The 25,099-nt window shown below is 41.9% G+C and carries 22 protein-coding genes and 1 pseudogene; 1 reads left to right on the forward strand and 22 read right to left on the reverse strand.

What is annotated here, in order from left to right; all coding sequences use genetic code 11:
* Positions 1-165: 165 nt before the first annotated feature.
* From ACYP5M_RS11190 to pruA, 5 genes are all read right to left on the reverse strand, one after another.
* Positions 166-1,530 (reverse strand): sigma-54 interaction domain-containing protein, encoded by a 1,365-nt coding sequence (locus tag ACYP5M_RS11190; protein WP_434169712.1) that lies wholly within the window; start codon positions 1,528-1,530, stop codon positions 166-168.
* A gap of 261 nt (positions 1,531-1,791) precedes the next feature.
* On the reverse strand, positions 1,792-2,046 hold the full coding sequence (locus ACYP5M_RS11195; protein WP_076364404.1) for a biotin/lipoyl attachment domain-containing protein: 255 nt from the start codon (positions 2,044-2,046) through the stop codon (positions 1,792-1,794).
* Between the two features lie 35 nt (positions 2,047-2,081).
* Positions 2,082-3,347, reverse strand: coding sequence for a Glu/Leu/Phe/Val family dehydrogenase (locus tag ACYP5M_RS11200; RefSeq protein ID WP_434167630.1), 1,266 nt, complete (start codon positions 3,345-3,347; stop codon positions 2,082-2,084).
* A gap of 22 nt (positions 3,348-3,369) precedes the next feature.
* A complete protein-coding gene (locus ACYP5M_RS11205) occupies positions 3,370-4,563 on the reverse strand; it encodes an ornithine--oxo-acid transaminase (protein WP_034309472.1) in 1,194 nt (397 codons plus the stop codon).
* 18 nt (positions 4,564-4,581) lie between these two features.
* Positions 4,582-6,129, reverse strand: coding sequence for an L-glutamate gamma-semialdehyde dehydrogenase (gene pruA, locus ACYP5M_RS11210; RefSeq protein ID WP_434167632.1), 1,548 nt, complete (start codon positions 6,127-6,129; stop codon positions 4,582-4,584).
* A 383-nt stretch (positions 6,130-6,512) separates the two neighbouring features.
* Between pruA and ACYP5M_RS11215 the strand changes: the two genes are divergently transcribed.
* Complete coding sequence (locus ACYP5M_RS11215; protein WP_434167633.1) at positions 6,513-7,925, forward strand: sigma-54 interaction domain-containing protein; 1,413 nt, start codon at positions 6,513-6,515, stop codon at positions 7,923-7,925.
* A gap of 520 nt (positions 7,926-8,445) precedes the next feature.
* Here ACYP5M_RS11215 and ACYP5M_RS11220 read toward each other — a convergent pair.
* From ACYP5M_RS11220 to ACYP5M_RS11300, 17 genes and pseudogenes are all read right to left on the reverse strand, one after another.
* Positions 8,446-9,132: an FMN-dependent NADH-azoreductase gene (locus ACYP5M_RS11220; RefSeq protein WP_434167634.1), complete on the reverse strand. Its 687-nt coding sequence runs from the start codon at positions 9,130-9,132 to the stop codon at positions 8,446-8,448.
* A 32-nt stretch (positions 9,133-9,164) separates the two neighbouring features.
* Complete coding sequence (locus ACYP5M_RS11225) at positions 9,165-10,013, reverse strand: VOC family protein (protein ID WP_101223095.1); 849 nt, start codon at positions 10,011-10,013, stop codon at positions 9,165-9,167.
* Positions 10,014-10,017: 4 nt separating this feature from the next.
* Positions 10,018-10,422: a DoxX family protein gene (locus ACYP5M_RS11230; RefSeq protein ID WP_260358432.1), complete on the reverse strand. Its 405-nt coding sequence runs from the start codon at positions 10,420-10,422 to the stop codon at positions 10,018-10,020.
* Positions 10,423-10,706: 284 nt separating this feature from the next.
* Positions 10,707-11,471 carry an ABC transporter ATP-binding protein gene (locus ACYP5M_RS11235; RefSeq protein WP_434167635.1) on the reverse strand — a complete coding sequence of 255 codons (765 nt, stop codon included), beginning with the start codon at positions 11,469-11,471 and terminating at the stop codon, positions 10,707-10,709.
* Entirely contained in the window at positions 11,468-12,265 is a 798-nt protein-coding gene (locus ACYP5M_RS11240; RefSeq protein ID WP_434167636.1) for an ABC transporter ATP-binding protein, read from the reverse strand. The genes ACYP5M_RS11235 and ACYP5M_RS11240 overlap by 4 nt, the downstream gene beginning before the upstream one ends.
* Positions 12,262-13,059 (reverse strand): nickel transporter permease, encoded by a 798-nt coding sequence (gene nikC, locus ACYP5M_RS11245; protein ID WP_434169713.1) that lies wholly within the window; start codon positions 13,057-13,059, stop codon positions 12,262-12,264. The genes ACYP5M_RS11240 and nikC overlap by 4 nt, the downstream gene beginning before the upstream one ends.
* A 32-nt stretch (positions 13,060-13,091) precedes the next feature.
* Positions 13,092-14,045: a nickel ABC transporter permease gene (gene nikB, locus ACYP5M_RS11250; protein ID WP_434167637.1), complete on the reverse strand. Its 954-nt coding sequence runs from the start codon at positions 14,043-14,045 to the stop codon at positions 13,092-13,094.
* Positions 14,046-15,572 carry a nickel ABC transporter substrate-binding protein gene (gene nikA, locus ACYP5M_RS11255; RefSeq protein WP_434167638.1) on the reverse strand — a complete coding sequence of 509 codons (1,527 nt, stop codon included), beginning with the start codon at positions 15,570-15,572 and terminating at the stop codon, positions 14,046-14,048.
* A gap of 587 nt (positions 15,573-16,159) precedes the next feature.
* Positions 16,160-16,606: an OsmC family protein gene (locus tag ACYP5M_RS11260; RefSeq protein WP_434167639.1), complete on the reverse strand. Its 447-nt coding sequence runs from the start codon at positions 16,604-16,606 to the stop codon at positions 16,160-16,162.
* A gap of 29 nt (positions 16,607-16,635) precedes the next feature.
* Complete coding sequence (locus tag ACYP5M_RS11265; RefSeq protein WP_452444520.1) at positions 16,636-17,373, reverse strand: amino acid ABC transporter ATP-binding protein; 738 nt, start codon at positions 17,371-17,373, stop codon at positions 16,636-16,638.
* 15 nt (positions 17,374-17,388) lie between these two features.
* Complete coding sequence (locus ACYP5M_RS11270) at positions 17,389-18,033, reverse strand: amino acid ABC transporter permease (RefSeq protein ID WP_214770723.1); 645 nt, start codon at positions 18,031-18,033, stop codon at positions 17,389-17,391.
* A 33-nt stretch (positions 18,034-18,066) separates the two neighbouring features.
* Positions 18,067-18,897: a transporter substrate-binding domain-containing protein gene (locus ACYP5M_RS11275; RefSeq protein WP_459735048.1), complete on the reverse strand. Its 831-nt coding sequence runs from the start codon at positions 18,895-18,897 to the stop codon at positions 18,067-18,069.
* 17 nt (positions 18,898-18,914) lie between these two features.
* Positions 18,915-19,277, reverse strand: coding sequence for a hypothetical protein (locus tag ACYP5M_RS11280; protein WP_434167642.1), 363 nt, complete (start codon positions 19,275-19,277; stop codon positions 18,915-18,917).
* 90 nt (positions 19,278-19,367) lie between these two features.
* A pseudogene (locus ACYP5M_RS11285) lies at positions 19,368-19,532 on the reverse strand (TetR/AcrR family transcriptional regulator); the annotation flags it as partial.
* Between the two features lie 221 nt (positions 19,533-19,753).
* Complete coding sequence (locus ACYP5M_RS11290) at positions 19,754-20,899, reverse strand: mannitol-1-phosphate 5-dehydrogenase (protein ID WP_434167643.1); 1,146 nt, start codon at positions 20,897-20,899, stop codon at positions 19,754-19,756.
* A gap of 5 nt (positions 20,900-20,904) precedes the next feature.
* Complete coding sequence (locus ACYP5M_RS11295) at positions 20,905-22,995, reverse strand: BglG family transcription antiterminator (RefSeq protein ID WP_452444518.1); 2,091 nt, start codon at positions 22,993-22,995, stop codon at positions 20,905-20,907.
* A gap of 86 nt (positions 22,996-23,081) precedes the next feature.
* Positions 23,082-25,025, reverse strand: a complete 1,944-nt coding sequence (locus ACYP5M_RS11300) for a PTS mannitol transporter subunit IICBA (protein ID WP_434167645.1) — start codon at positions 25,023-25,025, stop codon at positions 23,082-23,084.
* Between the last annotated feature and the right edge of the window lie 74 nt (positions 25,026-25,099).

Consider the following 25,099-nt stretch of genomic DNA (forward strand, 5'->3'; position numbering starts at 1 on the left):
CCAATCTTAACAATATTTTAATTATTTTTAACATCACTGGCATATTCCCCTGCACACAAGGCAAAAAAGGGTCACGATTCTATTTAGCGTCTAGAATCGTGACCCTTTGATTATCCAAATCCAATAAAAAGTGGTGAAATTTTTACCTCTAGCGTAAAAGAATTTTTACCGCAATTTATGTTTTTCCATTTTATATTTCAATAATTGTTTGGAGATACCAAGCTGTCTGGCAGATTCCGCCATTTTCCCATTCGTATTTTTCAACTGACTCACAATGATCTCTTTTTCATATTGCTGAACCGCATCTTTTAAGGAATCCACATTAAGACTGTTGTTATTAGCCATTGGAGCTTCAGTATAATCTCTTATTCTTCTAGGAATATCATCAAGGGTGATTCTACTGGACTGGACATGATTATATGCCGTCTCAACCGCATTTTTCAATTCCCTGATATTCCCTGGCCATGGATATCTTTTGAAACACTCCAGCACTTCATCCTGAAGACCGTCGATATATATATTCATCGTATTGTTGTAAAAATTCAGATAATGATCAACAAGGACTTCTATATCCTCTTTTCTATCCATCAAGTTTGGCAAGTCAATCTGTACGACACCGATTCTATAGAATAAATCTTCCCGCAACCGTTTCTCCGCCAGTAAAATATCCGGTACCTCATTGGTTGCTGAAATCACCCTGATGTCCAAGCGGATATTTTTCTTCCCGCCCAGTCTCCTGATCGTTTTCTCTTCAATCGCCTTCAGAAGCTTCACCTGAAGATTCATATCCAGTGAATTGATTTCATCCAGAAATAAAGTTCCGCCTTCCGCCTGTTCGAATAGACCCGGCATGTCTTCCGATCCGGTGAAGCTCCCCTTATTCGTACCAAACAAAGTGCTTTCCCATAAACTAGCAGGGACCGCACTGCAGTTAAGTGAAATGAAGGGCTTTCCAAATCGATCGCTTAAATTATGGATCGCCTGAGCGATAAGTTCTTTCCCTGTGCCCGTTTCCCCAACGATCAAAACATTTGAGGTCGTTAGCGCAATTCTTCCAAGTTTATCTTTAATGCTTTCCATTTTAGGGTTAACCGTAATAATATCATCGACCGTATAAACGGTATTATTTCTCCTGAAGATTTTATGGCTCGAATATTTGTCCAAATATTGGATGGCATCCTTGGAAAAGAAACGCTTAGAGAATTCTACGGCTCCAATTATTTTACCGTTTTCGGCTATCGGAAATGTGGAATTGATCGTTTCGATGACCTCTCCCGTTTTGGTGATCATCTCTTGTTTTATATTACATAACGGTTTTCCCGTCCTTAACACATTCATCAGCGTACTATTTTCGTTCGTGATATTTTTATAAAAGGAAGTGACACTCTTCCCCATGAATTCTTCCGGCCTTATCCCAAGCTCTATAAGGACATTTAAATCTGCCATATCATAAAAAATGATAATCCCTTTATCATCTACGACCAAAACATTATCAAAATCGGATAATCTCCTGAATATATCCACATTCATATTCACCCTTCCAGCCTCCTCTCAACTTTACATATTCAAACCGTGACAATCCCCGCAGATCGGTCATTCACCTTGTAGCTTCCTGGTTTGTAACTGCTTGGTGCATTGTCCAATCATTCTGATATTTTACCATGAAACAGGGCGTTTTTTCTTTTCAAACTTTTTCCTGGCTTTGTCATCACCATATAAATGATCACAACAAAAAAAGAGCATCCCAAAGCAGAAATCACTTCCGCCTTTGGAACACCCTCTTTCCTATAATCAATCAGAGCCAGTTATAACAAAATCGTCTTGGAGCAAAGCTAAAGGAAGCTTTCTATTTATAGGATCCCCTGCCGAAACATTAATTTCAGTAATGTGACCACTGGCACCTATTGAAACATCAATCAATTTCCCATCCTCCGTTTTCACTAAAAAGAGCCTCTCCCATTCATAAACATAGGAATTCTTTTGAACGTAAACTTGTTCGACGGTCCCATCCTGAGCACACTCGATGGTATGAATCGGTTTTAACACGGAATCACTCCTCCACTCTCCATTATTTGGCTAGCTTATACCCAGCCACGGAATATCGAGGCTTCTGCCATTTTTCTGACACCCACCATATACGCTGCCAGCCTCATATCCACTTTTCTTGTCTCGGACATTTCATATACTTGATTAAATGAATTGACCAATAACTCTTTTAATTTGGTTTGGACTTCTGCATCTTCCCAATAATAACCTTGATTATTTTGAACCCATTCAAAGTAAGAAACTGTCACACCGCCTGAGCTTGCCAATACATCAGGTACGAGAAGCACATTGCGTTCCGTCAAGATCTTGGTTGCCTCCAAAGTGGTAGGTCCATTAGCTGCTTCCACAACAATTTGGGCTTTGATAAGATGTGCATTTTCTTTGGTGATTTGATTGGAAATGGCAGCAGGCACTAAAATATCACAATCTTGTTCCAGAAGCTCCTGGTTGGTGATTGTATTATCGAATAGTGTCGTTACCGTCCCAAAGCTATCCCTTTTATCAAGTAAGTAATCGATATCCAGACCCTCAGGTTTATAGATGGCACCATATGCGTCCGATATGCCAATCACTTTCGCACCAGCATCATGCATGAATTTGGCCAAAAAGCTTCCTGCATTCCCAAACCCTTGGACGATGATGCGTGCACCTTTCAATTCTATGCCCTTACGCTTTGCCGCTTCCTCGATACAGATGGTGACACCTTGTGCCGTCGCCTTTTCCCTACCGTGTGAACCGCCCAGTACCAGTGGCTTGCCTGTAATGAAACCAGGCGAATCGTGTTCTCTTATTCTACTGTATTCGTCCATCATCCATGCCATGATTTGTGAATTCGTATAAACATCCGGGGCCGGAATATCTTTAGTCGGCCCCACTATTTGGCTGATTGCCCGAACGTATCCACGGCTAAGCCTTTCCAATTCACCGATGGACATTTGGCGCGGATCACAGATGATGCCGCCTTTTCCTCCGCCATATGGCAGATTCACGATTCCGCATTTCAAACTCATCCACATTGAAAGTGCCTTGACTTCTTCTTCATCGACTTCAGGATGAAAACGGATTCCGCCTTTCGTCGGACCTACAGCATCGTTATGCTGTGCACGGTATCCAGTGAAAATCTTCGTCGAATTGTCATCCATCTTGATTGGAATCCGGACGGTCAGCATCCGAAGAGGTTCCTTCAAAAGCTCGAACACTTCTTCAGAATAGCCAAGCTTATCCAGCGCCTCCTTGATTACGACCTGTGTTGAATCTAGCAAACTGACAGTTTCTTTTTCTTCTTTGACTGTTGTACTCAATGGAATTCACCTCATAGGTATATTAGGATAAAACTTTTTTAATGCGTTCGATTGCCCAATCCAAGTCTTCTTTTGTAATCACTAATGGCGGAGCAAAACGGATAACTGTATCATGTGTTTCTTTACAAAGCAATTTTTCTTCTTTAAGCTGCTCACAATAAGGTCTTGCTGCTTCCGTTAATTCGACTCCGATGAATAAGCCTCTGCCGCGGATATCTTTAATCATTGGATTCTTGATTTCTTTTAAACTATCCATAAAGTATTGTCCAAGCTCCAATGAACGTTCAGCAAGCTTCTCTTCTTCAAGAACTTCCAATGAAGCGATGGAAACCGCACATGCCAATGGATTGCCGCCGAATGTAGAACCATGGGAACCAGGATTGAATACGCCAAGGATTTCACGGTTTGCAGCTACGCAAGAGATTGGGAAAACCCCGCCGCCCAGCGCTTTACCTAAAATGTACATATCCGGAACTACTCCATCCCAGTCAGAGGCGAACATTTTTCCTGAACGTCCAAGTCCTGACTGAATTTCATCAGAAACGAATAGGACATTATTTTCTTTACATAAGTCGTAAGCTTCTTTCAAGAATCCTTGTGGCGGTATGATGATTCCCGCTTCACCTTGAATCGGTTCGATTAAAAATCCAGCCGTTTGCGGTGTAATCGCTTCTTTCAATGCATCAAGGTCGCCGTAAGGGATAAGCTTGATTCCTGGCAGCATCGGTCCAAAGCCCCTTCTATATTCATCATCGGATGACAAGGACACTGCTGCCATCGTCCGGCCATGGAAATTCCCGATACATGCAATGATTTCAGCTTGGTTTTCTGCGATTCCCTTAACATCATAACCCCAGCGTCTAACAGCTTTGATTGCAGTTTCAACAGCTTCAGCACCTGTATTCATAGGCAGTGCCATGTCTTTTTGCGTAATGCGCGAAACCATTTCATACCATGGTCCTAATTTATCACTATGGAATGCACGGGACGTTAATGTTACGCGATCAGCTTGTTTTTTTAATTCGTCGATGATTTTCGGATGCCTGTGGCCTTGGTTCACTGCTGAATAGGCACTAAGCATATCCATATATTTGTTGCCTTCAGGATCTTCCACCCAAACTCCTTCTGCCTTCGAAATGACGATTGGAAGTGGATTATAATTGTTTGCACCATATTGTTCTGTTTGCTCGATTAATTTTTCCGTTAATGTTGTCATGTTGATTCCCCCTAAGATTTATAGCGTTTCAGATGTTGTTTTTCCTTGAAGATGAAGAACTAAATAATCAGGACCGCCCGCTTTTGAATCTGTACCTGACATATTGAATCCGCCAAATGGCTGGTATCCTACAATTGCACCAGTACAGCCGCGATTGAAGTACAAGTTACCTACGTGGAAATCCTCACGCGCTTGTTCGATATGTTCAATGTTGTTCGAGATGACCGCACCCGTTAATCCATAATCCGTGTTATTGGCAATCTCGATTGCATGATTGAAATCTTTTGCCTTACAGAATGCAACCACTGGTCCGAAAATCTCTTCTTTCATGACACGTGCGTTCTCATCCACATCGGCAATGATAGTTGGCTGGATGAAGAAACCTTTTGAATTGTCTCCTTCTCCCCCTGTAACAATTTTCCCTTCTTCTTTACCGATTTCAACGTAGCTCATGACTTTGTCGTAAGCTGCTTGATCGATAACCGGACCCATGAAGTTGTTTAGATCTGTTGGTTCCCCGACTGTTTTTTCTTTCGTTAATTCAATGGCACGATTCAAGACTTGGTCATATACATCTTCCACTATTACGGCACGTGAACAAGCAGAACATTTTTGACCGGAGAATCCGAATGCAGAAGCGACGATTGATTGTGCCGCCAATTCCAGATCAGCCTCTTTATCAACAACGATCGTATCTTTACCGCCCATTTCAGCGATGACACGTTTTAACCAGATTTGGCCTTCATGAACTTTTGCCGCACGCTCATAAATACGGATTCCAACATCACGAGAACCGGTAAAGCTGATGAAACGTGTACGAGGATGATCTACCAAATAATCGCCAACCTCGGCACCGCTTCCTGGAATGAAGTTCACAACTCCTGCAGGCATGCCCGCTTCTTCCAGCACTTCGATGAATTTAGCTGCAATGACCGGTGTTGTACTGGCCGGTTTCAATAAGACCGTATTTCCTGAAACAAGAGCTGCCGTCGTCATGCCTGCCATGATCGCAAACGGGAAGTTCCAAGGTGAGATGATGACACCGACACCAAGCGGGATATAATTGAAAGCATTGTGTTCAATCGGACGGCTTTCCACTGGCATGCCGTCTTTAAGCTTCAGCATTTGACGTGCATAGTATTCCATGAAGTCGATCGCTTCCGCTGTATCCGCATCCGCTTCATTCCAAGGCTTTCCTGCTTCTTTCACCAATAGGGCCGAGAAATAGTGTTTTCTTCTCCGTACGATGGCTGCAGCCCTGAATAAAATATTTGCACGCACGTCCGCTTTCGTTTTTCTCCAAGTTTGGAATGTCTTATCTGCCGCTTGCATCGCTTGCTCAGCAAGATCCTTATTGGCTTTGGATACGGTTCCAATAACTTCTTCTTTATTTGCTGGGTTTACAGAGGTAATGACTTCATCAGTAAACACTTTTTCACCATTAATGATCAGCGGATATTTCTTCCCTAAATCATTAGCTACATCATTCAATGCCGCTTGAAAAGCTTTATTGTTTTCTTCGATTTTAAAATTAGTAAATGGTTCGTGTTTATATGTTTGGACCATTATAGCTCATCTCCCTAAAATTTTATGTTTTTTTCTTCACCCTTACTTAACAAGCAAGTTCCGTGCCAACTTTTCATTTTTTTGAAAAAATAATGATATTTCATTAGATATGCAATGAAATTCAGCACTTTTGGGGCAAAATTGACATAGTATGCCATCTTTTTTTGCTCTAATCCCTATTTATGTCGCTTAAACCTTACACTTTTTATAATGCAAGATTCATGCCAACTATAAAAAACATAAAAAACAGCGTTTTATCACTTTTTCCGCAAAATATTTTTGCACTTCGATGCAAAATTATCTTGCTGTGCAAATTTTATTTGCGCCTTTACTTCAATTCCTCTACAATAGCTCTAAGAAAAGAAGAAAAACGGGAGGCATTCATGAATTTAGATCAAATCATTAAAATAGATGGTTTCCAATCCATCCTCTATTCGCTTGTGGATGTAATCGATACAGGGATACATATAATCGATATAAAAGGGCGGACCATTGTATATAACAAGAAAATGGCAGAAATAGAAGGAATGGATTCAGAAGAAGTGTTAGGGAAGAAGATTCACGAAATCTTTAAATTCAAGGAAGAAACGGAGAGTACATTAATAAGGGCACTTCATTCGGGTAAGACAACCGAGAACTCGAAGCAGACCTACTTCAATAATCTTGGTCAGGAAATTACAACAATCAATAATACGTTTCCGATTTTGGATCAAAAGCAAAATATCATCGGAGCAATTGAAGTGGCAAAGGATATAACGAATCTGGAAAGAATCATTAAAGATAATATCTTAAATAAGGGCGATACCAAATATACGTTTGACAGCATCATCGGAACGAGTGAAAATTTCCTGGAAGTCATAGAAAAGAGCAAGCGCTCGACCAGAACGGCATCCTCCATCCTCATCGTCGGGGAAACGGGCACAGGAAAAGAGCTCTTCGCCCAAAGCATCCATAATGGCAGCAGCCGTTCGACACATCCTTTCATCAGCCAAAACTGTGCTGCCCTGCCAGATAGTCTAATTGAAGGAATACTCTTCGGAACAAAGAAAGGCGCCTTCACCGGATCGATTGAAAGGCCTGGATTATTCGAACAGGCACAGGGCGGTACCATCCTTCTCGATGAAATCAACTCATTAAATCCAAACATGCAAGCGAAATTATTACGGGCCCTTCAAGAAAGGACGATTCGCCGTGTTGGGGATACAAAGGATAAAAAAATTGACGTTAGGGTCATTGCAACGATAAATGAAGATCCGATAGATGCCATTGCAAATGATCATTTACGAAAGGATTTATACTACCGATTAAGTGTCGTTTCGTTATTCATCCCGCCTCTTCGTGAACGGAAAGAGGATATTCCTCTGCTGGCGCAATCCTTCATCGAGAAATTCAATGCGCTGTTCGAATTGAATATAGAAGGAATCAGCGAAGATGTCTACTCGCTTTTTTATGATTACGACTGGCCCGGGAACGTAAGGGAACTTGAACATATCATTGAGGGGGCCATGAATTTAATGGAACCTGGCGATACAAAGATTGCCATCACCCACCTTCCGGCTCTATTTAGGAAGAAAGCCCATTTGGAAGACATTCGTCCCGATAAAAAAGAAAATCATGAAAATGGAGATTTACAGGAGTCGACCTTATCTCTAGATGATTATATCACCCATACTGAAAAGCAATACTTGGAGAAGATTTTAAAAGAACATGGGATGAATATCTCCAAAGCAGCCAAGGCCCTGAATATTAGCCGCCAAAGTCTTCAATACCGCTTGAAAAAGTATCAGGTCAAATAACACAAAGAAGGCCCCCATTATATATATGGTGGGCCTTTAGTTTATCGGCGGAAAGCGAGCGGGTTTCATGCGTATACCCTAAAATAAATGCCCAAATTCCGAATAGTGAGGTGAAGGTTAAAAAAATTCGTGAACGGTTGAATTAAGTTACATGTAGGTCGAATTAAATGTATCAACGGTCGAATTAAATGCCATGTAGGTCGAATTAATGCATCAACGGTCGAATTAAAGGTCATGTAGGTCGAATTAATGCTTCAACGGTCGAATTAAATGCCATGTAGGTCGAATTAATGCATCAACGGTCGAATTAAATCCCGTGTAGGTCGAATTAATGCTTCAACGGTCGAATTAAAGGTCATGTAGGTCGAATTAAATCCCGTGTAGGTCGAATTAATGCGTGAACGGCCGAATAATGCCGTGTAGATCAAGGCAAACTCACTTTCTGCGAATTTGTCTACAGTCTGAAGGCCCTCATTGATAATGAGGGCCTTTTTTTGCTTCTATTCATTTTACTTCGCAATCAGAATGCTTCAGCCGCTTTTACAACGTTTTCCAAACCATCCGCGATGATTTTTTGTGTCCGATCCGGATACTGATTATGTCCTTCAATGACCACGACATCCGGATTGTTAATTCCCCATAGGCCAATGATATTTTTCACTAAATTCACGGCCATTTCAGCAGAAGCCATTCCTTCTAATGCATAATCAGAACCGCGGGCATTCAATAGCATGACTTTTTTATCACCAGCATACCCGACAGGACCTTCTGCCGTATAATTGAACATTTTACCTGCTTGTGCCAAATAGGAAAGATATGTGATAAGCGGCGCAGGAACCGTTGCATTCCAGAGAGGGAAAGCGAATACCACTTTATCCATGGCCAGGAATTGATTTAAATATTGGTCAACCAGTTCGGCCGCCTTTTCCTCTTCGGCTGTCAGTTCAAGACCTTGGTTACGTTTATACAAACCGGTAATTGCCGTATTTCCATAGTAAGGAAGTTCTTCTTTAAATAAATCCAGTTCTGTCACTTCATCTGTACGGTGTGTCTCTTTATATGCTTTTAAGAAGGTGTCATACATTTTCGAGCTCATTGCCTGTTCTGCAGGACGATCGTTCACTTTTACGAATAATACTTTTGTCATTTTTCCATTCTCCCCTGCCGCGGTTTCTTTATTTCTAAATAATCTACTTAAGAATCCCATATCCTCTCACCATTGCTTTCTGATTATAATATTTAGACGATTAAATGAATCTCATTGCCTGATGGATCTGTTACAGCGAAAAACCCTTCTTTTTCCGTGACGACAGCCCCGATTCCTTTCAGTTGTTCGGTTACTTTTTTTCTCGCTTCTTCGTCTGCAAAAACGAGAGTATACCAGTTTAGCCCTACACTATTTTCCTTAGGAGCAGGGGCGCCAACGCCATTCCAAGTGTTCAACCCTATGTGATGATGATATCCACCGGTTGAAGTAAAGAGCGCTCCTCCATATCGATTCACGACGCTAAACCCAAGACCTTGCATGTAAAACTCCTCCGTTTTACGTAAATCCGCTACATGCAAATGTATATGCCCCATTAAGGTACCTGCAGGCAGTTTGCTCCACTCACCATCGCTTTCTTTCAGAAGGTCATTCCCATCCAGCGGATCCGTGCCCATTGCGACTTCCCCTCCGGCCCATCTCCAATCAGTTGATGGCCGATCAGAGTATACTTCAATCCCATTGCCATCCGGATCGGTAATGTACAGCGCTTCACTCACTTCATGATCAGCCGCTCCAAATGGATATTTCGTTTGAAGTAAATGGCGTAAAAAAATCGATAAGTCAGCACGGCTTGGCAGTAAAAGGGCAAAGTGATACAAGCCCGTCGTCCGCCCTTCTTTCGGAATCACATCTGCAGGCTGCTCAAGTGTCAGCAACGGGGTTTTACCGTCTGTCGTCAAAACAGCTTGCCGGTCGGTTTTATTCAATACTTGAAGACCGATGATTTCTTGATAAAACAGAATGGCATTATTTAAATCCAATACATTTATACTGACCTCGCCAACAAAGGTAATTGGTTTTTGATGAAAATTTTTATCCATATTGTCACTTCCCTTTTTTATTGAAAATCACATGATCCAAAGAAAGAACCGTGCGGTTTGCACACGCTAGATAGACAGACATGGCAAGCAGTGCCAAGTCCAGTTCGTAACCCGCCGCTTGCCCGTTTCCAAGAAAACCAGCAGGTAATTTAGCCGTGAAAATCGCCCCCGCCATAATGACCGCAAATAGGACGGATACGATTCGTGTTCCCAAACCCAGTATAACCGCAAGTCCTCCAATCAATTCGATTCCTGCAACGATGTATGCCATGAAGCCAGGAATGCCAAGGCTATCGAAAAATCCCGCCGTATTTCCTATGCCCCCTTGAAACTTTGAAACGCCGTGAATGAAAAAAGTAAGACCTAAAATCACCCTTAAAAAAACTTGACCTGCATCATTTTTATTCATGTATGAATCTCCTTTGTCAGTTACTTTATGTAAGTAATTATATTTTCATAAGCTTATAATGTCAAGTAAGTTTATTGGAATTCATTTTTTTACCTAAAAAAACGAATTGCCGAAAGCAACTCGTTATATGGTGTCACTATTTAAATGTGTAATAAATGGTTGAATTGATGATGAAAGAATCCGCAATCGTTCTCCCGACTTCCTCACATGCCACCTTACTTCCTCCTAAGTATCAAATTTAATCGAAATCATTACGATTTAAAACTCAATTAAACACAACTTCATTATTCAAACATCGAAATCAGTTCTTTTGTGTATGAATGGCGATCGCTGCAAAAAAGCTGTTCTTTTTCAAAAGAATCTACAATAACACCCCCTTTCATCACCATGATCCGTTGGCTCATCTCCTGTACAGCCGATAGATCATGGGAAATAAAAAGGTAAGAAATGTCCAAAGTCTCCCGCAGCCCGCCTAACAATTTCAGCACCGCCGCTTGAGACAGAACGTCCAGGCTTGAAGCCGGTTCATCCAATATAATGAGGGCCGGTTCAATGCTGATTGCGCGTGCAATGGTCACCCGCTGCTTTTGTCCGCCGCTTAGCTCATGCGGGTAACGTTCAGCAATACTCCTTGGAAGCTCCACAGTTTCCAGGAGCTGTTCGATAAAGTTCGCTTCACTTGTAAAAGTAAAATGTTTCAGATTTACCTGGCTGCCAAATTGAAGATATGGATCCATTAGTGAATCTTTTATCCTTAGTTTTGGATTCAAAGCCGATGCAGGATTCTGCAAAACAGCCTGGATGTTCTTACGATACGGTTTTAAACTGCGTTCGCTTTTGTTTTGCAGCGCCGTTCCTTCAAATAGGATGCTGCCCTGGTCAAAAGATTCAACCTGAAGGATGAGTCTTGCCAATGTGCTTTTTCCGCTCCCGCTCTCTCCCACTAATCCAAGGCATTCCTTCCTTTCGATGCTGAAATTCACGTTCCTTAGTATTTCCACTCCGTTATCATAGCTTTTATGGACATTGCGTACGTCTAATAAACTCATCCTGACACTCCTTCAAGCTTAAATGGAATTCTGCTCAATGATGGTGATGATTGAATCAGTTCATTCGTATAAGTGTGCCGTGGATGATTCAATACCTGATTTTTATCACCGGTCTCAATGATGGCCCCGTCTTTCATGACCGCAAGGCGATCCGCATACTTCCTGACATGACGTAAATCATGGGTAATGAACAAGATCGCACATCCGGTTTCTTTTTGGAGCCTTGATAACAGCTGTAAGACCATAAATGAAGATACACTGTCCAAGGCTGTGGTCGGTTCATCCGCTATCAATATATCCGGCTCAAGCAGCAGGGCTATTGAAATGGATACGCGTTGAAGCTGCCCGCCGCTTAATTGAAAAGGGTATCTGCTGTAGATATCTTCATTCAGGCCCACCGAAATGAGCGCCTTGACCGCTTGCTTGCGCCTCTCCTTTTTGGAAAGGTTCAAATGTGTTCGCTGATATTCGTCGAAATGTTTACCGATGGTAAGGAACGGTGTAAATGAACCCTGGTAATCTTGAAAAATATAAGCCAGGCGCTTTCCGCGAATCTTCCTGATTTCTGAGGAAGATAGCGTTAATAAATTCTTTTCCCCGTACCATATTTCTCCCTTCGCTTGGAGATTGGGTGCAAGCAGCTGACATATTGCCATGGCAGTCATGCTTTTGCCGCTCCCGCTTTGTCCGACAAGTGCGAACCATTCACCTTTCTGCACATCCAATGAAATATCCTTGACGATATGATTTTGCTTCCCCATGATATTTAGATGCCTCACGGATAAAATGCTCATGATTCCACCTCCTTTTTCACATCGAATGCATCGCGCAAATAATCACCGAGCATGTTGGATAGAAGGACGACAAATACGATGGCTAGCCCTGGGTAAATCATCAGCAACATATTGGATTGAAAGTATGGACGGGCATCATTCAGCATGGCTCCCCACTCAGGTGCCGGCGGCTGCGCACCGAGCCCGATATATGATAAGGAAGATATGAGCAAAATGATTTTTCCTAAATCGAGGCTAGAAAGGACAAGCACGTTCCCAATAAGGTGCGGAACTAGATGCTTCCGCATGATCCCAAATGAACTTAATCCATTGATTTTAGCAACTGTGACATAATCCTTCTGACGTTCGGTGATCACCGTACTTCGCACAAGCCGGGCATAATTCACCCATTTCACCAGAACGATCGCCAACAGGAGATTTTCGATTCCTGGTCCTAATAAACCACTAAGAACAATGGCAACGATTGTATCAGGGAAGGCGAGAAACGCGTCGGCAATGCGCATGAAGATCCGATCGATCAGCCCTCCTTTAAAACCGGCAATCACCCCGAACGGGACGCCGATGATAACTGCGGCAAACAAAGATAAAAGACCGTAGCCAACCGTCAATTGTGCCCCAAGCAGAAGACGCGTCAATAAATCACGCCCTAGATGATCCGTCCCTAACGGATGTTCCATGCTCGCCGGCCATAGCCTTTCTTCCAGATTGACCAGTGTCGGATCATGTTTCAGAATAAGAAAGGTGTAAGCCGTAACGGCAAGAACTGTCGCCATCACCGTAAATAGGACGGTCATTCTCCAGCGCCATTGGGATTTTTCTTTGATAACTAACTCCATTTTCCATGCTTCCTTTCCTTCAGTCTTAGCTCCGGATTTAAATAACGATAAGATAAATCCACGGCACTATTAACCATGAATACAATGATGGCCATGACCAGCAGGTACCCTTGGATGACTGGATAATCCCGCGACCGAATCGAGTCCACGACCATCTTACCTATCCCTGGATAGGCAAAAATCACTTCGATCACGACTACACCGCCAATCAGGCTGCCAAGGCTGACGCCGAATACGGTAATGACCGGGGGCAAGCTATAACGAAATGCATGGGCAAAGAATATCCGCGTCTCTGAAATCCCCCTTGATCGGGCTGCCCTGATGAAATCATGACTGAGGGAATCTATCAAACTCGAACGCAGCAAACGGACGTACACACTTGTGATGGCCAGCCCCAGCGTGACCGACGGCAGAATCAAAGAACGAAACCCGTCCCTGCCCATCGTTGGAAGGGCTCCCCATCGTACCGCAAATAAATCTATCAAGAGCAGCCCCAGCCAAAAGCTAGGAATGGCTGCCCCCAACAAAGAAACGGCACGGCTTATCTGATCAATCCAGCTTCCCCTGTACAAGGCAGCAAGCGAACCTAATGGAATGGCTATACCAAGCATGACAAGCAATGCGCCAATCGCCAGCTCAAGTGTTGCAGGCAGTCCGCTCATGATCATCTCCATCACAGGCTGATTCGTCAGATAGGAATGCCCGAAATCCAATTGGATAAAGTCCATAAACCAATCGCCATACTGCACTAACAGCGGATCATTGAACCCCAATTCTTCACGAAGCTCATTGACTTGCTCGTTTGTGATCGACACATCATCCACTTGAAGTATCGAGAGAACCGGGTCCCCTGGAGCAAGCCGAACAAAAAGGAAAGAGATGAATGTAATTACAAGGACAAATATCACGACCTCAATGAATCGCCGGACTAAGATGCGCAACATTCACTTCACATCCAGTTCATTCGTCAGCATGTAGTATTCGCTTCTCGAAGTGATCCAGTTTTCAACTTTATCGGCATCATAAGCAACAAGTGTATTCGGATGTAAAATGAATGAATTATACACCTGTTCATCCACATACATCGCAATCTCCTCAGCTAAATCCGAGCGCTTCTCCTGTCCGACCGTTACGTTTAGCTCATCAATCAGGGACGTCAGGCGATTATCATCGGCCCCACTGAAGTTCAAGGCTCCCTTTGGATGGTAAGTAGCATTTAAATAATAACCGGCATCCCCGCGCGGAGCCGTTAAATTGCTGTAGGTCGTTAAATCCCAATCGCGATTGGCAGCCATATACTCTTCAGGGATTTCTATTTGCTTGATTTTCACATCAATCCCCAACTGACCGGCATCCGATTGAAAAACTTGGGCAATTAACGGCAGGTCGGCACGTGAACTGTATGTAAGCAGTGTAAACGTTAACGGTTTACCGTCTTTTTGCATGACACCATCCACTTTCTTATATCCCGCCTGATCAAGAAACACCTTAGCGGCTTCCATTCCATTCTCTTTTTTCGGATAGTCCGGAGCAAAAGAGAATGTTGATGGAAATGGCCCCGTCGCCACTTCTGCATGACCATGTAAAATCGTTTCCGCAATGGATGAACGATCGATCAAGGCATCTATCGCCTTTCGGACGTGTATGTCCTGCAATGCTTTACGTTCCAAATTCATCGTCATTTGATGGACGCGGAAAGTGGATGTCGATTCAACCTTCACACCATCTATCGCCTTTAAATTTTCCAGGCTTTCCACTTCCGGACGGAAAACAATATCGGCGCCTCCCGATTCAAGGGCAAGAGACCGTGCATTGGCATCTTCATTAAACGAAAACCTGGCGCTCTCAAGCTTTGCGGCCCCATCCCAGTAAGACTCATAACGTATTAAATCAACAGCCGTACCTGGTATGAATTTCGAAACGGCAAATGGCCCTGTACCTATCGGCTTGTTTATATAGTCACTTTCCTTCACGTCAATAATCGATGTATTTGGATGAACCAATTCAGAAGGAAACTCAGGAAAAGGAACCTCCGTCTTAATCGTCAGCGCATTTCCGTCCGCTTCAATCGACTCAATGCGCAAGGCATTCTTGATCGACGGACTATCTTTCACCGCCCTCTCCAACGAAGCCTTCACCGCTTTGCCATCCATCGGCTTTCCATTCTGAAAAGTCACACCCTCCCTTAACTCGAAATTCCATAATTGACCGTCCTTGCTATCCCAGCTTTTCGCCAGCCAAGGTTCGATGGTCAGATCCTCATCATTGAGATGCACCAATGTCTCAGTGATCCCAGCCCTTAGTGACACATAACTAGTATCGACATTCGGATCAAGCGAGCTAGTCGCAAAATTAAAAAGCAAGTTCACTTCCTTCTCCCCTCCCACTTCATTCGCAGACTCGGTGGAACAAGCAGCCAAAAGTAAGAATGCTAAACAAACAATAAAAATTGATTTACATTTCCTGAACACGATATATTTCCTCCATTACCTCAACTATTTTGGCCGACACAAAATCGTATTGATTACGATTTAGAATGCAGCTTTACCATCATGACAAACGACGTAACACATCCCCGAATGCTTATCAGAAATCAAACTATGTAATCCTCCTCGAGAGTAAACATCCATTCACGAGTAAATGTGCTAAACTCACGAGTATTTGCTCCAAATTCTCGAGTATTTGCTCTAAACTCACGATGATTTGCTCCATATTCACGAGTTTTTGCTCTAAACCCTTGAGTAACAGCTCTAAATCTCTTGCAATATCACCAAATTATTAAAAAATGCACCAAATTCTCTATTTATTGCACGAATCCTCCTTTTTCAATTCATTCTTTCAGTGCTTTCCGTCTAATAAATCAAAATGATTACGATTTATACTTTAAAAAAATTTACATGTCACTCTTGTATTGGCTGTCTTTCATTATAAAACGTAATGATTACTATTTACAAGCATTTTTTAAATTTGCTAAAATTTATTCGTTCCCTTTTTTTCCTTAAAAACCACAAAAGCACAGTAGAGATTTCTCTACAGCGCTTTTGAAAGGTTAAAAATATTATTCTGCTTCGTTCTGACCAGTTACCACTTTCGTTTGCTCTTCTCCATTTAAAATAAGCCGGAATGAGATATTGGCTTTCAAGGAATCTGATACTGCACAGTATTTCTCTTTTCCTAGATCGATTGCTCTCCAGATTCGTTTACTGTCCACTTGTCCATCAATTATGAAAGTCACAACAATGGATGTGAATCCTTTTGGCAATTCTTCTTTTCTCGTACCATCTGTTTCAATTTCAAGCTTATCCACAGATGACAAATAAGGTTTCAGTATCATCGTGACATCTATTCCAATGCATCCAGCTAGGGAAGCTAAAAGCATTTCTGTTGGTGTACACCCTTTACCTTCGCCTCCATATGCAGGTGTTGCGTCCATATTGACTTCATAACCTGAATCTCCAACAGCTGTGAAAGCACGCTGGCCATTCCATTTTGTTACCACTCTCATGATAATTCCTCCCGCATTCCTTATATTATCTACATTTTCTTCAAAAATTTCTTGGCTCGATCAGTTTGTGGTTGTGAAAAGAATTCCTCTGGTGGACTTTCTTCAACGATGACACCATCTGACATGAAGACGATTCGATCAGCGACTTCCTGAGCAAATGTCATCTCATGAGTAACAATGGCCATGGTCATTCCATCATAAGCGAGTTCTTTAATTACAGCCAACACCTCATCTACCAACTCTGGATCTAATGCCGACGTTGGTTCATCGAACAATAAGATATCCGGCTCCATTGCAAGTGCTCTGGCAATCGCGACCCTTTGTTGCTGACCTCCAGATAATCGCGAAGGATACACATCTTTTTTATCAATCAAACCTACTCTTTTTAACAGCGTTTCCCCTTTTATCACTGCATCATTTTTCGACCACTTTTTCACAATTAACAGTGCTTCGATAACATTTTCCAATACCGTTTTATGCGGGTATAAATTAAATTGTTGAAAAACCATTCCCGTATGTAGACGGACCTTTTTAATTTGTTTATTGCGCACTTTATGACTTTTTTTCGCATCAACGATAATGTTGCTCACTTCAATAGTTCCACTCGTCAATTCTTCCAGTCCATTTATACATCGAAGCAATGTACTTTTACCTGAACCACTCGGCCCAAGAATCACAACAACTTCGCCGCTGTTCACTTGTAAATTAATATCTTTCAACACTTCTAAGGTTGAAAAACTCTTCGATAGGTTACTGATGTTTATCATTCTACCTCTCCATACTTAGTCATATATTGATAACCTTTTTTCAATTCTTTCCAATACAAAGGAAAATCCTGTACTCATGATCCAATACATTAGCGCAATCGCTAAATAAAATGGCATGTACACATAGTATTGGGCAATTAATAATTGAGCAGATCGCAATAATTCGGTAACCGTTATAACGGAGACAAGCGATGTTTCTTTCAACATCCCAATGAATGTATTGCCAGCTGGCGGGATGGCTACCCTAATCGCTTGCGGAAAAACAATTCTGCGCATCGTTTGATATGGTGTCATTCCAGATGCATATGCCGCTTCATATTGCCCTTTAGGGATGGATTGAATCGCCCCGCGCAATGTTTCAGAAAGGTAGGCCCCGATGCTGATACTTAACGCAATATAAGCCGCTGTTAGTGGTTGAAGATTAAAGCCGTAATCAGCCAGTCCATAATACACAATAATAATTTGGACCAAAGTGGGCGTACCTCTTATGATGGAAACATATGCACGAGCCATCCATCTAATAAATTTATTACCTTTTAATCTTGCTACCGCCACAATCACAGCAATAATCGATCCAAAAAACATTGAAATAATGGTGATAAGGAGCGTATAGTATGCTCCCTTCAATAAAAATGGCAGGTTAATCCAAATAACATCCATAACTTTGCTTGTATCCTTTCTACTACTATAGGTTTATTCTTGTGGCTCTTCCCCAAACCATTTCACAAAAATCTCTTTATATGTGCCGTCTTCTTTCATATCAGCTAGATGTTTGTTCAATTCTTTCAATAATGATTCATTGCCTTTACGAATCGCGATTCCTGCTTTATCAGATTTAACCGGATCACCAACAGCCTTGATCTTAAATCCATTACTCTCTACAACTGGTTTCAACGCATACATATTATTGATGGTTGCATCGATTCTTCCAGAGTCCAAATCCTTTAATGATGTAATCACGTCATCATATGTTTTAATCGTAAAGTCTCCCACTTCCGGAAGCAGCTCTGTACGAAGATATGTTTCATCATTAGTTCCTAGCCCCACTCCAATGTTCTTGCCTTTGAAATCTTTTACAGACTTAACCGTATTATTATCTTCTTGAACGATTACCTTCACATTGTTTGTGATATATGGTTCTGTAAAATCCATTTGTTTTTTGCGTTCATCAGTAATGGTCATTTGACTGATAACTGCATCAAATTTTTTAGTTTGTAATCCTGCTACCATACCTGAAAATTCTTGGGAAACAAATTCAACATCCACTCCAAGTCGTTTGGCCAATTCCTTCGCGATATCAGCATCAAATCCATCCATCTCTTTTTTTTCATTCAAGAAATTGTATGGCTGATATGTACCCATAAGCCCTACTTTAAGGGTTCCGCGATCTTTGATTTGTTGTAATAAATCTGCACTGCTTTCTTTATTTTCGCTTGCCTTATCGTCTTTCGTACCACATGCGCTTAATATCAAAGTAAATGCTACTAATAAAACTAATGTAATGTATGAATATTTTTTCCTCATAATAATCTGTCTCCTTTTTATGTTCCTAATAATCCAAAAAATTCGAATCTAACCATTTCTTTAGCCAGCTCAGCCGTTGTTCTGCTTCGGATATGCGAACCATCTGAGACCGGCCCGAATAACCACCTAGATAGGATTCCTTCAAATAAACTCATTAATAATGCAGCTTGTAAACCAGAATCCCTTTCCGGTAGAATGTTTAGCTCCATTGCTCTTTTAATATTATTCTCAAAAGCTTCTTCCACCTTCAATCGAGTATCAATGATCGCCTGTTTAAGTGACTCTTCACCATCAATTCCCTTGAATATCATCTCCATCATATATCGATTAGATTCCGAAAAATCAAACAACTCCACAAATAACTTTTCAGAGGAATTCAAAACATCCTGAACTGTTCCAGGAGATTTCCGATGTCCGTGTGCTACTACTTCCAGAAGTCCGATCCGCCCTTGTTGAATAATTTCTAAAGCAATAGCTTCTTTACTTTTAAAATGCCAATAAAAAGTACCCTGTGCAATGCCCGCCTCTCGAACGATGTCAGAAATCTTCGTTTTATGATAACCAAGAGACGCAAAAAGTTGTTGTGATATCTCTAATATTTGCTCTCTTCTATCCGGCTTTTCTTGAGTAGAAATTCTTTCTCACCTCCCGATTGATTAGTCAGTCAGTATTATCATATAAAATTCCTGCAATGTAGTCAATTATCTTTAGTGGTTTAGTTGGTATTGCATTTTTTCCTTCTGAGCATTGTAAACCGCATTCGATCACGATAGTAAGCACAATAAGCCCTTTTAACAATTTCCCTATGTTTAAAAGCTCCTGAAAATTCATTTCAGGAGCTTTTAACTTAAATTATTTATTTTTTCAACGCATTGTAATGATTGACAACCTCTTTTGTTATTTCACTGCTTTCGTCCAATCCACTAACTTCCTTAAGAACGGCAGCTACACCCTTTTCTTTGATCATTGCTTGGAGCTTAACTGCTTCTTCATCTTCGTTAAAATCAAAGAGTAAAGCGGCCGCTATCGCTTTCGCCAGATTAGTATAGGAAAGGCCGGCTTTCTTTGCTTCTACGGCAGGGCGCACGAGACGGTCGTTTGGCCCGAGTTTACGCAGCGGTGAACGTCCGACTCTATTCACCGAGTCATTCAGGTAGGAGTTTTTAAAACGATTAATGATTTTTTCGATATACTGCTGATGCTCACCTGCATCCAGACCGTATTGCTCTATTAAATAGGCGCCCGTTTCCCCTAGGGTTTTCTTGACTTGCTCCACAATGCCTTCGTCTTCCAACGACTGGTCAATCGTTGATTTTTCATTTTTGAGATAACCGAGGTAAGCAATGACGGCATGTCCTGTATTAACGGTAAACAGTTTTCTCTCAATGAATGGAGCGAGTTCTTTTACAATGGTCATCCCTTCAACGGCAGGAATGCTTTCCTTCGTTTCAACGACCCATTCATAATAAGGTTCCACCAAAACATCGAGTGATCCTTCGTTATTTTGGATAGGAACGATGCGATCGACTGCTGAGTTAAAGAAGTAGACTTTATCGGCTAGTTTTTCTTTTGTATCTTGATCCAAGTTTTCCAGAATGTATCCTTCTAAAAGGTCTGTTGCCGATATTTGGTTTTCACAAGCGATCACATATAGCTTTTCATCGGTTTCCTTCACCCTTGATGCTAATCCTTTTGCAATTAAAGGAGCGATATGAGGCAAAATATTGGGACCGATAGCAGTGGTGAGGTAGGTTGCTTCGGAAATTGCTTTAATGACTTCCTCTTCCTGCTTTAAACTGTTTAAACCCGATACATTTTTCACTGTGACGGATTCTTTTTGATCAGTGGCCAGTTTGACTTGATATTGCTTTTTATCATTTAACTGATCGATGATTTGATCAGCTATATCTACAAATGTCACATGATATCCAGATTGTGAAAAAAGTGCTCCGATAAATCCTCTTCCAATGTTTCCTGCACCGAAATGTACTGCTTGTTTCATTACAATCATCCCTTTATCAAGTTAGTATATAAATAATCCAAAAATATGGCTTCCAGCCTTCTTCTAATCATTCCTTCGTCCGAAGATGAAAAAATCATGATGGATTCATTGCTTTCAATTAAGCTTGAACTTATTAAGCTGACGATTTCCTGCTGCTTCACACTTAATTCTTCAGGTGCCAGCATCAGCAGTAAATTTTTCATATGGACGTCATTTCCGTCCATACCTTTGACCAGACGATATTCCTCCAGGTGGGCCACCTGGAATATCAGTTCTTTTACATTCTTATGTCTCGTATGGAAAAGGCCCATTCCAGTGCCCGGAATGCCTAAACCGCCCTTTTTTTCCCGTTCCTTCAAGGATCTGACCACACCATCCGCACCCAGCAGCAGTTCTTCCGTTTCAGCCATCCTCACCATTTCTTCAATGACTTCTGGATGTCCTTTCAGATGCGGCAGCCGATAAAACCGGAAATTATCCATGATCGACTCGATGCTCTGCTGGGCATCTTTCAATTCCTGCAGCACTTCTTTCAGTTCGCCATCCTCTTTTTTGGTCACGGTATCCTTATGGGCTGACTGAATGCCATAACGCTTATTCTTCGTGAAGTTTTCGATATTCTTCCTTAAATAATTCCTGATGTTCAAAATATTCTCTTCACTCAAAAGAGGGGATACAAGGATATAATCACTATCGATATACGGAAGCCGGACGGTAGAAATGATTACATCATAGTTTTTCAGGCTGTCCTGCTGCTGGATGTCTTTGATCGTCTTGATTTCAACAGTCTCGATTTCGATGATTTCCTTTTTGATCCGGCTTGCAAGCATCTTCGACGTACCAATACCTGTCGGGCAAACGATGAGAGCCCTTATGGATATTTCTTCCTCCCGGAGCACTAATGCAGATCCGAAATGAAGGACGATGAAGGCTATTTCATCTTCAGGAAATTCTTTTATTTCTTTAAATCCCTTTTCCAGACTGGTCTTCACTGCCAAAAAGAGAACCGGATACTTTCGCTTGATATCTTCGGTTAAGGGATTGTACAATCCCATTTCCTGTTTGATTCGGAAAAGCGATGGTTCCATATGGGCAAGGAGCCCCTGATACAATGGGAAATCCTTGGTCAAATCAATTTGCAGTTGTGCCGAAACATCTTTTATCAGGTTTCTTATCAGCTGGCCAAGCAATACACTGTCATATGGTACGGCATCCGCCGCATGAAGCTTGGAGCCTTTAAGGATGGCTGCTAGGTAGCTTATATCATCGATGGTAAAAGAAACTTCCAGCATGGTGCTGAGTTCCTTGCCTATTTTATTCATGAGATTATTCTCATCGGAAAGTTCGTTTATTTTCTTGAAGTCCTTCTCCAAAAAATATTGGCTTTCATTTCTTTGCAGGGTTACATAAATATGTACAATTAACCCTATATACCCGCTATCCGCCAAACGGGAATGGGCACTGTTAAAAGTGGAAAACAGCACCCCATCGATAGCCAGAAGATATTCGGGATCGAAATAGCCGAGGATTTTCGCTTCTGGAAATTTTCCTTCTTGCAGCAAAAATAAACTTTCAATCAGCTCTTCATTAAAGAAGTGCAAGAAATAGGCTGCCTGGGCTTTTCGTTTATTTTCTTCGGTGCCGGCAAGCTCTATTCCGACTCCCCTTTTTCTGGTAATCACGATATTAAAATTCTTTAACCATTCGGTCAGTTCGTCCAAATAGGTTGTAAGAGTCGTAATGCTTATACCGAGATCCCCCGCAAGAACTTGAGTTTTATATGATTCTTCCTGCAGTAAAGCTAAAAGAAGATGCAACTTTCTTTCTTGTGGCGTTTGATCGATCGGATGATTGCCCATCAGGTGCTGTACAAGCCGAAAGACTTGTTCATTCTTCCCGTCGATGGACAGTCCCTCATGTGTATTGCGTGTTAAATGCAACTCAAATGATTGCAGGATTTTTTCTATGGACTTCAGATCGCGTTGAACCGTCCGGACACTAACATTCAATTGTGTCGCAATGGATAAGGCTGTATGTTTTCCTGAAGTTTTTATGATCAATTCAATGATTGATTTTTCCCTTGAAGTAATATACATGCTACCAACTCATTTCAGGTGGAGTAACACGAGAAAATACTGAATAGAAAAGCGTAAATCGCTTTTCTATTCTTGGTTAAGAGTATTTAATTATTTTCTACATTTATAATATCCATCAATTCCCTGGCTGATGTGGCTTTAACCATCTTTTCAATATTCTCCATGTCAGAGCAGGTAACTGCAATGCCAGATAGAATTTCAAGATGTGTCCCGTCCTTGCCGGCAATGCCGAATATCAATCGTGCCTTTTGGCCGTCAAAGTCGACACCATCAGGAATTTGCAAAACGGTAAATCCAGATTTAAGGACATCTTTCTTAGCTTCCTCGGTTCCGTGCGGAATGGCTACATCATTCCCCATATAGGTTGAAGTCAATTCATCACGAGCAATCATTGCTTCAATATAGCTTTCCTTAACGTAACCTGCATTGACCAAAGCTCTTCCCGCAAAGCGGATCGCTTCTTCCTTATTGGCGAATTGTTGATTAAGGAAGACGTTTTCTTCACGAAGCAATTCATTACCTTCCTGCTCATCCTCGTCGATGCCAGGCTCGATTGAATGTTCACGAACACCGGGAACCTTCTCTTCAGCCTCTTCGACGATTTCATGCAGCTCATCGGTACCGTCATCCTGAAGCCTTGCAAGCAATGAATCGTATTCAGGGCTTGATAGGAAATTATCGACAGATACATGATAGGCATTCGGCACTTTATTCTGTGCCCTTGGAGTTAACTCTTCCTGTGTAATGACGATTTGTGCATCAGCAGGAATGTTTGAGATTGCCGTATTTGTAACAGTGATATTCAATCCGGCTTCCTTCACCTTCTTGCGAAGCAGCGAAGCCCCCATCGCACTTGATCCCATCCCGGCATCGCAGGCAAATATTATTTTGCTGACGTTTGTTGGCAACGTTCCCGGATCTGAAGCGAATACTTCGGCAACAGAGCTTTTCTTGCCTTTCATTTCTTGCATTTTTTTCGCGGCATCTTCAATATTCTCTTCAGATTGTTTTCCTGTTTTCAGGATGAATGCACCGACGATGAATGAAACAAGGGCGGCTACGATGACGCCTGCAAAGTTAGCAATATATGCACCCGCATTATGCGGAGTTACCGCTGTAATGGCAAGTATGCTGCCTGGAGATGCTGGAGCGAATAATCCTCCGCCTAGTAGGACCAATGTGAAAACTCCACTCATCCCTCCAAGAATGACGGCTAAGAATAACATCGGCTTCATTAGGATATAAGGGAAATAGATTTCATGGATACCGCCGAAGAAATGAATGATGGCAGCTCCTGGCGCCGATTTCTTCGCCGTTCCCTTTCCAAAAAAGCAATAAGCAAGCAGTACGCCGATTCCTGGTCCTGGATTCGATTCCAGAAGGAACAGGATGGAAGCCCCTGTTTGTTTAACTTGCTCCACACCAATTGGTGATAGTACACCATGATTGATGGCATTGTTCAAGAACAATACCTTGGCAGGCTCGATCAGGATACTTGTCAACGGAAGTAAACCTGTACCGACAAGCCAATCGACTCCTGCTACAAGCCAGCCTGTAAATACGTCCACAGCAGGCCCGATGGCCAAGAAGGATAGAATGGACAATAAGCCTCCAATAATCCCAGCTGAGAAATTATTAACAAGCATTTCAAAACCGGCTTTTACTTTCCCTTCAATCAATTGATCGAATTTCTTGATGACATAACCGCCGAACGGTCCCATTATCATGGCTCCAAGGAACATCGGGATGTCAGATCCGACGATGACGCCCATTGTCGCAATGGCACCGACTACGCCGCCGCGGTGGTCATGAATTAGCTTACCACCCGTATACCCAATTAAAAGCGGCAGTAAAAACGTAACCATCGGTGTAACCATTTTGGCAAGGCTTTCATTTGGCAGGAAACCAGATGGAATGAATAGGGCAGTGATTAGCCCCCATGCTATGAATGCTGATATATTCGGCATGACCATTGAACTTAGAAAGTTACCGAACTTTTGAACTGCAACTTTTATATTAAAGTGAGCCATTTTGCTCCCTTCCCTTCATATTAATATAGTTTCCTCTAATCTTAAGGTACGTACATTCCTCATTCAATAAAAGA

This window comes from Peribacillus sp. N1 (assembly GCF_054600815.1).

Bases quoted from the DNA above. Each gene is read 5' to 3' on its own strand.
- ACYP5M_RS11260 (WP_434167639.1), bottom strand. From the start codon at position 16,606: ATGAGAGTGGTAACAAAATGGAATGGCCAGCGTGCTTTCACAGCTGTT.
- ACYP5M_RS11220 (WP_434167634.1), bottom strand. From the start codon at position 9,132: ATGGGATTCTTAAGTAGATTATTTAGAAATAAAGAAACCGCGGCAGGG.
- pruA (WP_434167632.1), bottom strand. From the start codon at position 6,129: ATGGTCCAAACATATAAACACGAACCATTTACTAATTTTAAAATCGAA.
- nikC (WP_434169713.1), bottom strand. From the start codon at position 13,059: ATGACCGTCCTATTTACGGTGATGGCGACAGTTCTTGCCGTTACGGCT.
- ACYP5M_RS11205 (WP_034309472.1), bottom strand. From the start codon at position 4,563: ATGACAACATTAACGGAAAAATTAATCGAGCAAACAGAACAATATGGT.
- ACYP5M_RS11240 (WP_434167636.1), bottom strand. From the start codon at position 12,265: ATGAGCATTTTATCCGTGAGGCATCTAAATATCATGGGGAAGCAAAAT.
- ACYP5M_RS11290 (WP_434167643.1), bottom strand. From the start codon at position 20,899: ATGAAACAAGCAGTACATTTCGGTGCAGGAAACATTGGAAGAGGATTT.
- ACYP5M_RS11235 (WP_434167635.1), bottom strand. From the start codon at position 11,471: ATGAGTTTATTAGACGTACGCAATGTCCATAAAAGCTATGATAACGGA.
- nikB (WP_434167637.1), bottom strand. From the start codon at position 14,045: ATGTTGCGCATCTTAGTCCGGCGATTCATTGAGGTCGTGATATTTGTC.
- ACYP5M_RS11215 (WP_434167633.1), top strand. From the start codon at position 6,513: ATGAATTTAGATCAAATCATTAAAATAGATGGTTTCCAATCCATCCTC.
- ACYP5M_RS11270 (WP_214770723.1), bottom strand. From the start codon at position 18,033: ATGGATGTTATTTGGATTAACCTGCCATTTTTATTGAAGGGAGCATAC.
- ACYP5M_RS11265 (WP_452444520.1), bottom strand. From the start codon at position 17,373: ATGATAAACATCAGTAACCTATCGAAGAGTTTTTCAACCTTAGAAGTG.
- ACYP5M_RS11275 (WP_459735048.1), bottom strand. From the start codon at position 18,897: ATGAGGAAAAAATATTCATACATTACATTAGTTTTATTAGTAGCATTT.
- ACYP5M_RS11230 (WP_260358432.1), bottom strand. From the start codon at position 10,422: ATGAATAAAAATGATGCAGGTCAAGTTTTTTTAAGGGTGATTTTAGGT.
- ACYP5M_RS11295 (WP_452444518.1), bottom strand. From the start codon at position 22,995: ATGTATATTACTTCAAGGGAAAAATCAATCATTGAATTGATCATAAAA.
- ACYP5M_RS11190 (WP_434169712.1), bottom strand. From the start codon at position 1,530: ATGAATGTGGATATATTCAGGAGATTATCCGATTTTGATAATGTTTTG.
- ACYP5M_RS11225 (WP_101223095.1), bottom strand. From the start codon at position 10,013: ATGGATAAAAATTTTCATCAAAAACCAATTACCTTTGTTGGCGAGGTC.
- ACYP5M_RS11300 (WP_434167645.1), bottom strand. From the start codon at position 25,025: ATGGCTCACTTTAATATAAAAGTTGCAGTTCAAAAGTTCGGTAACTTT.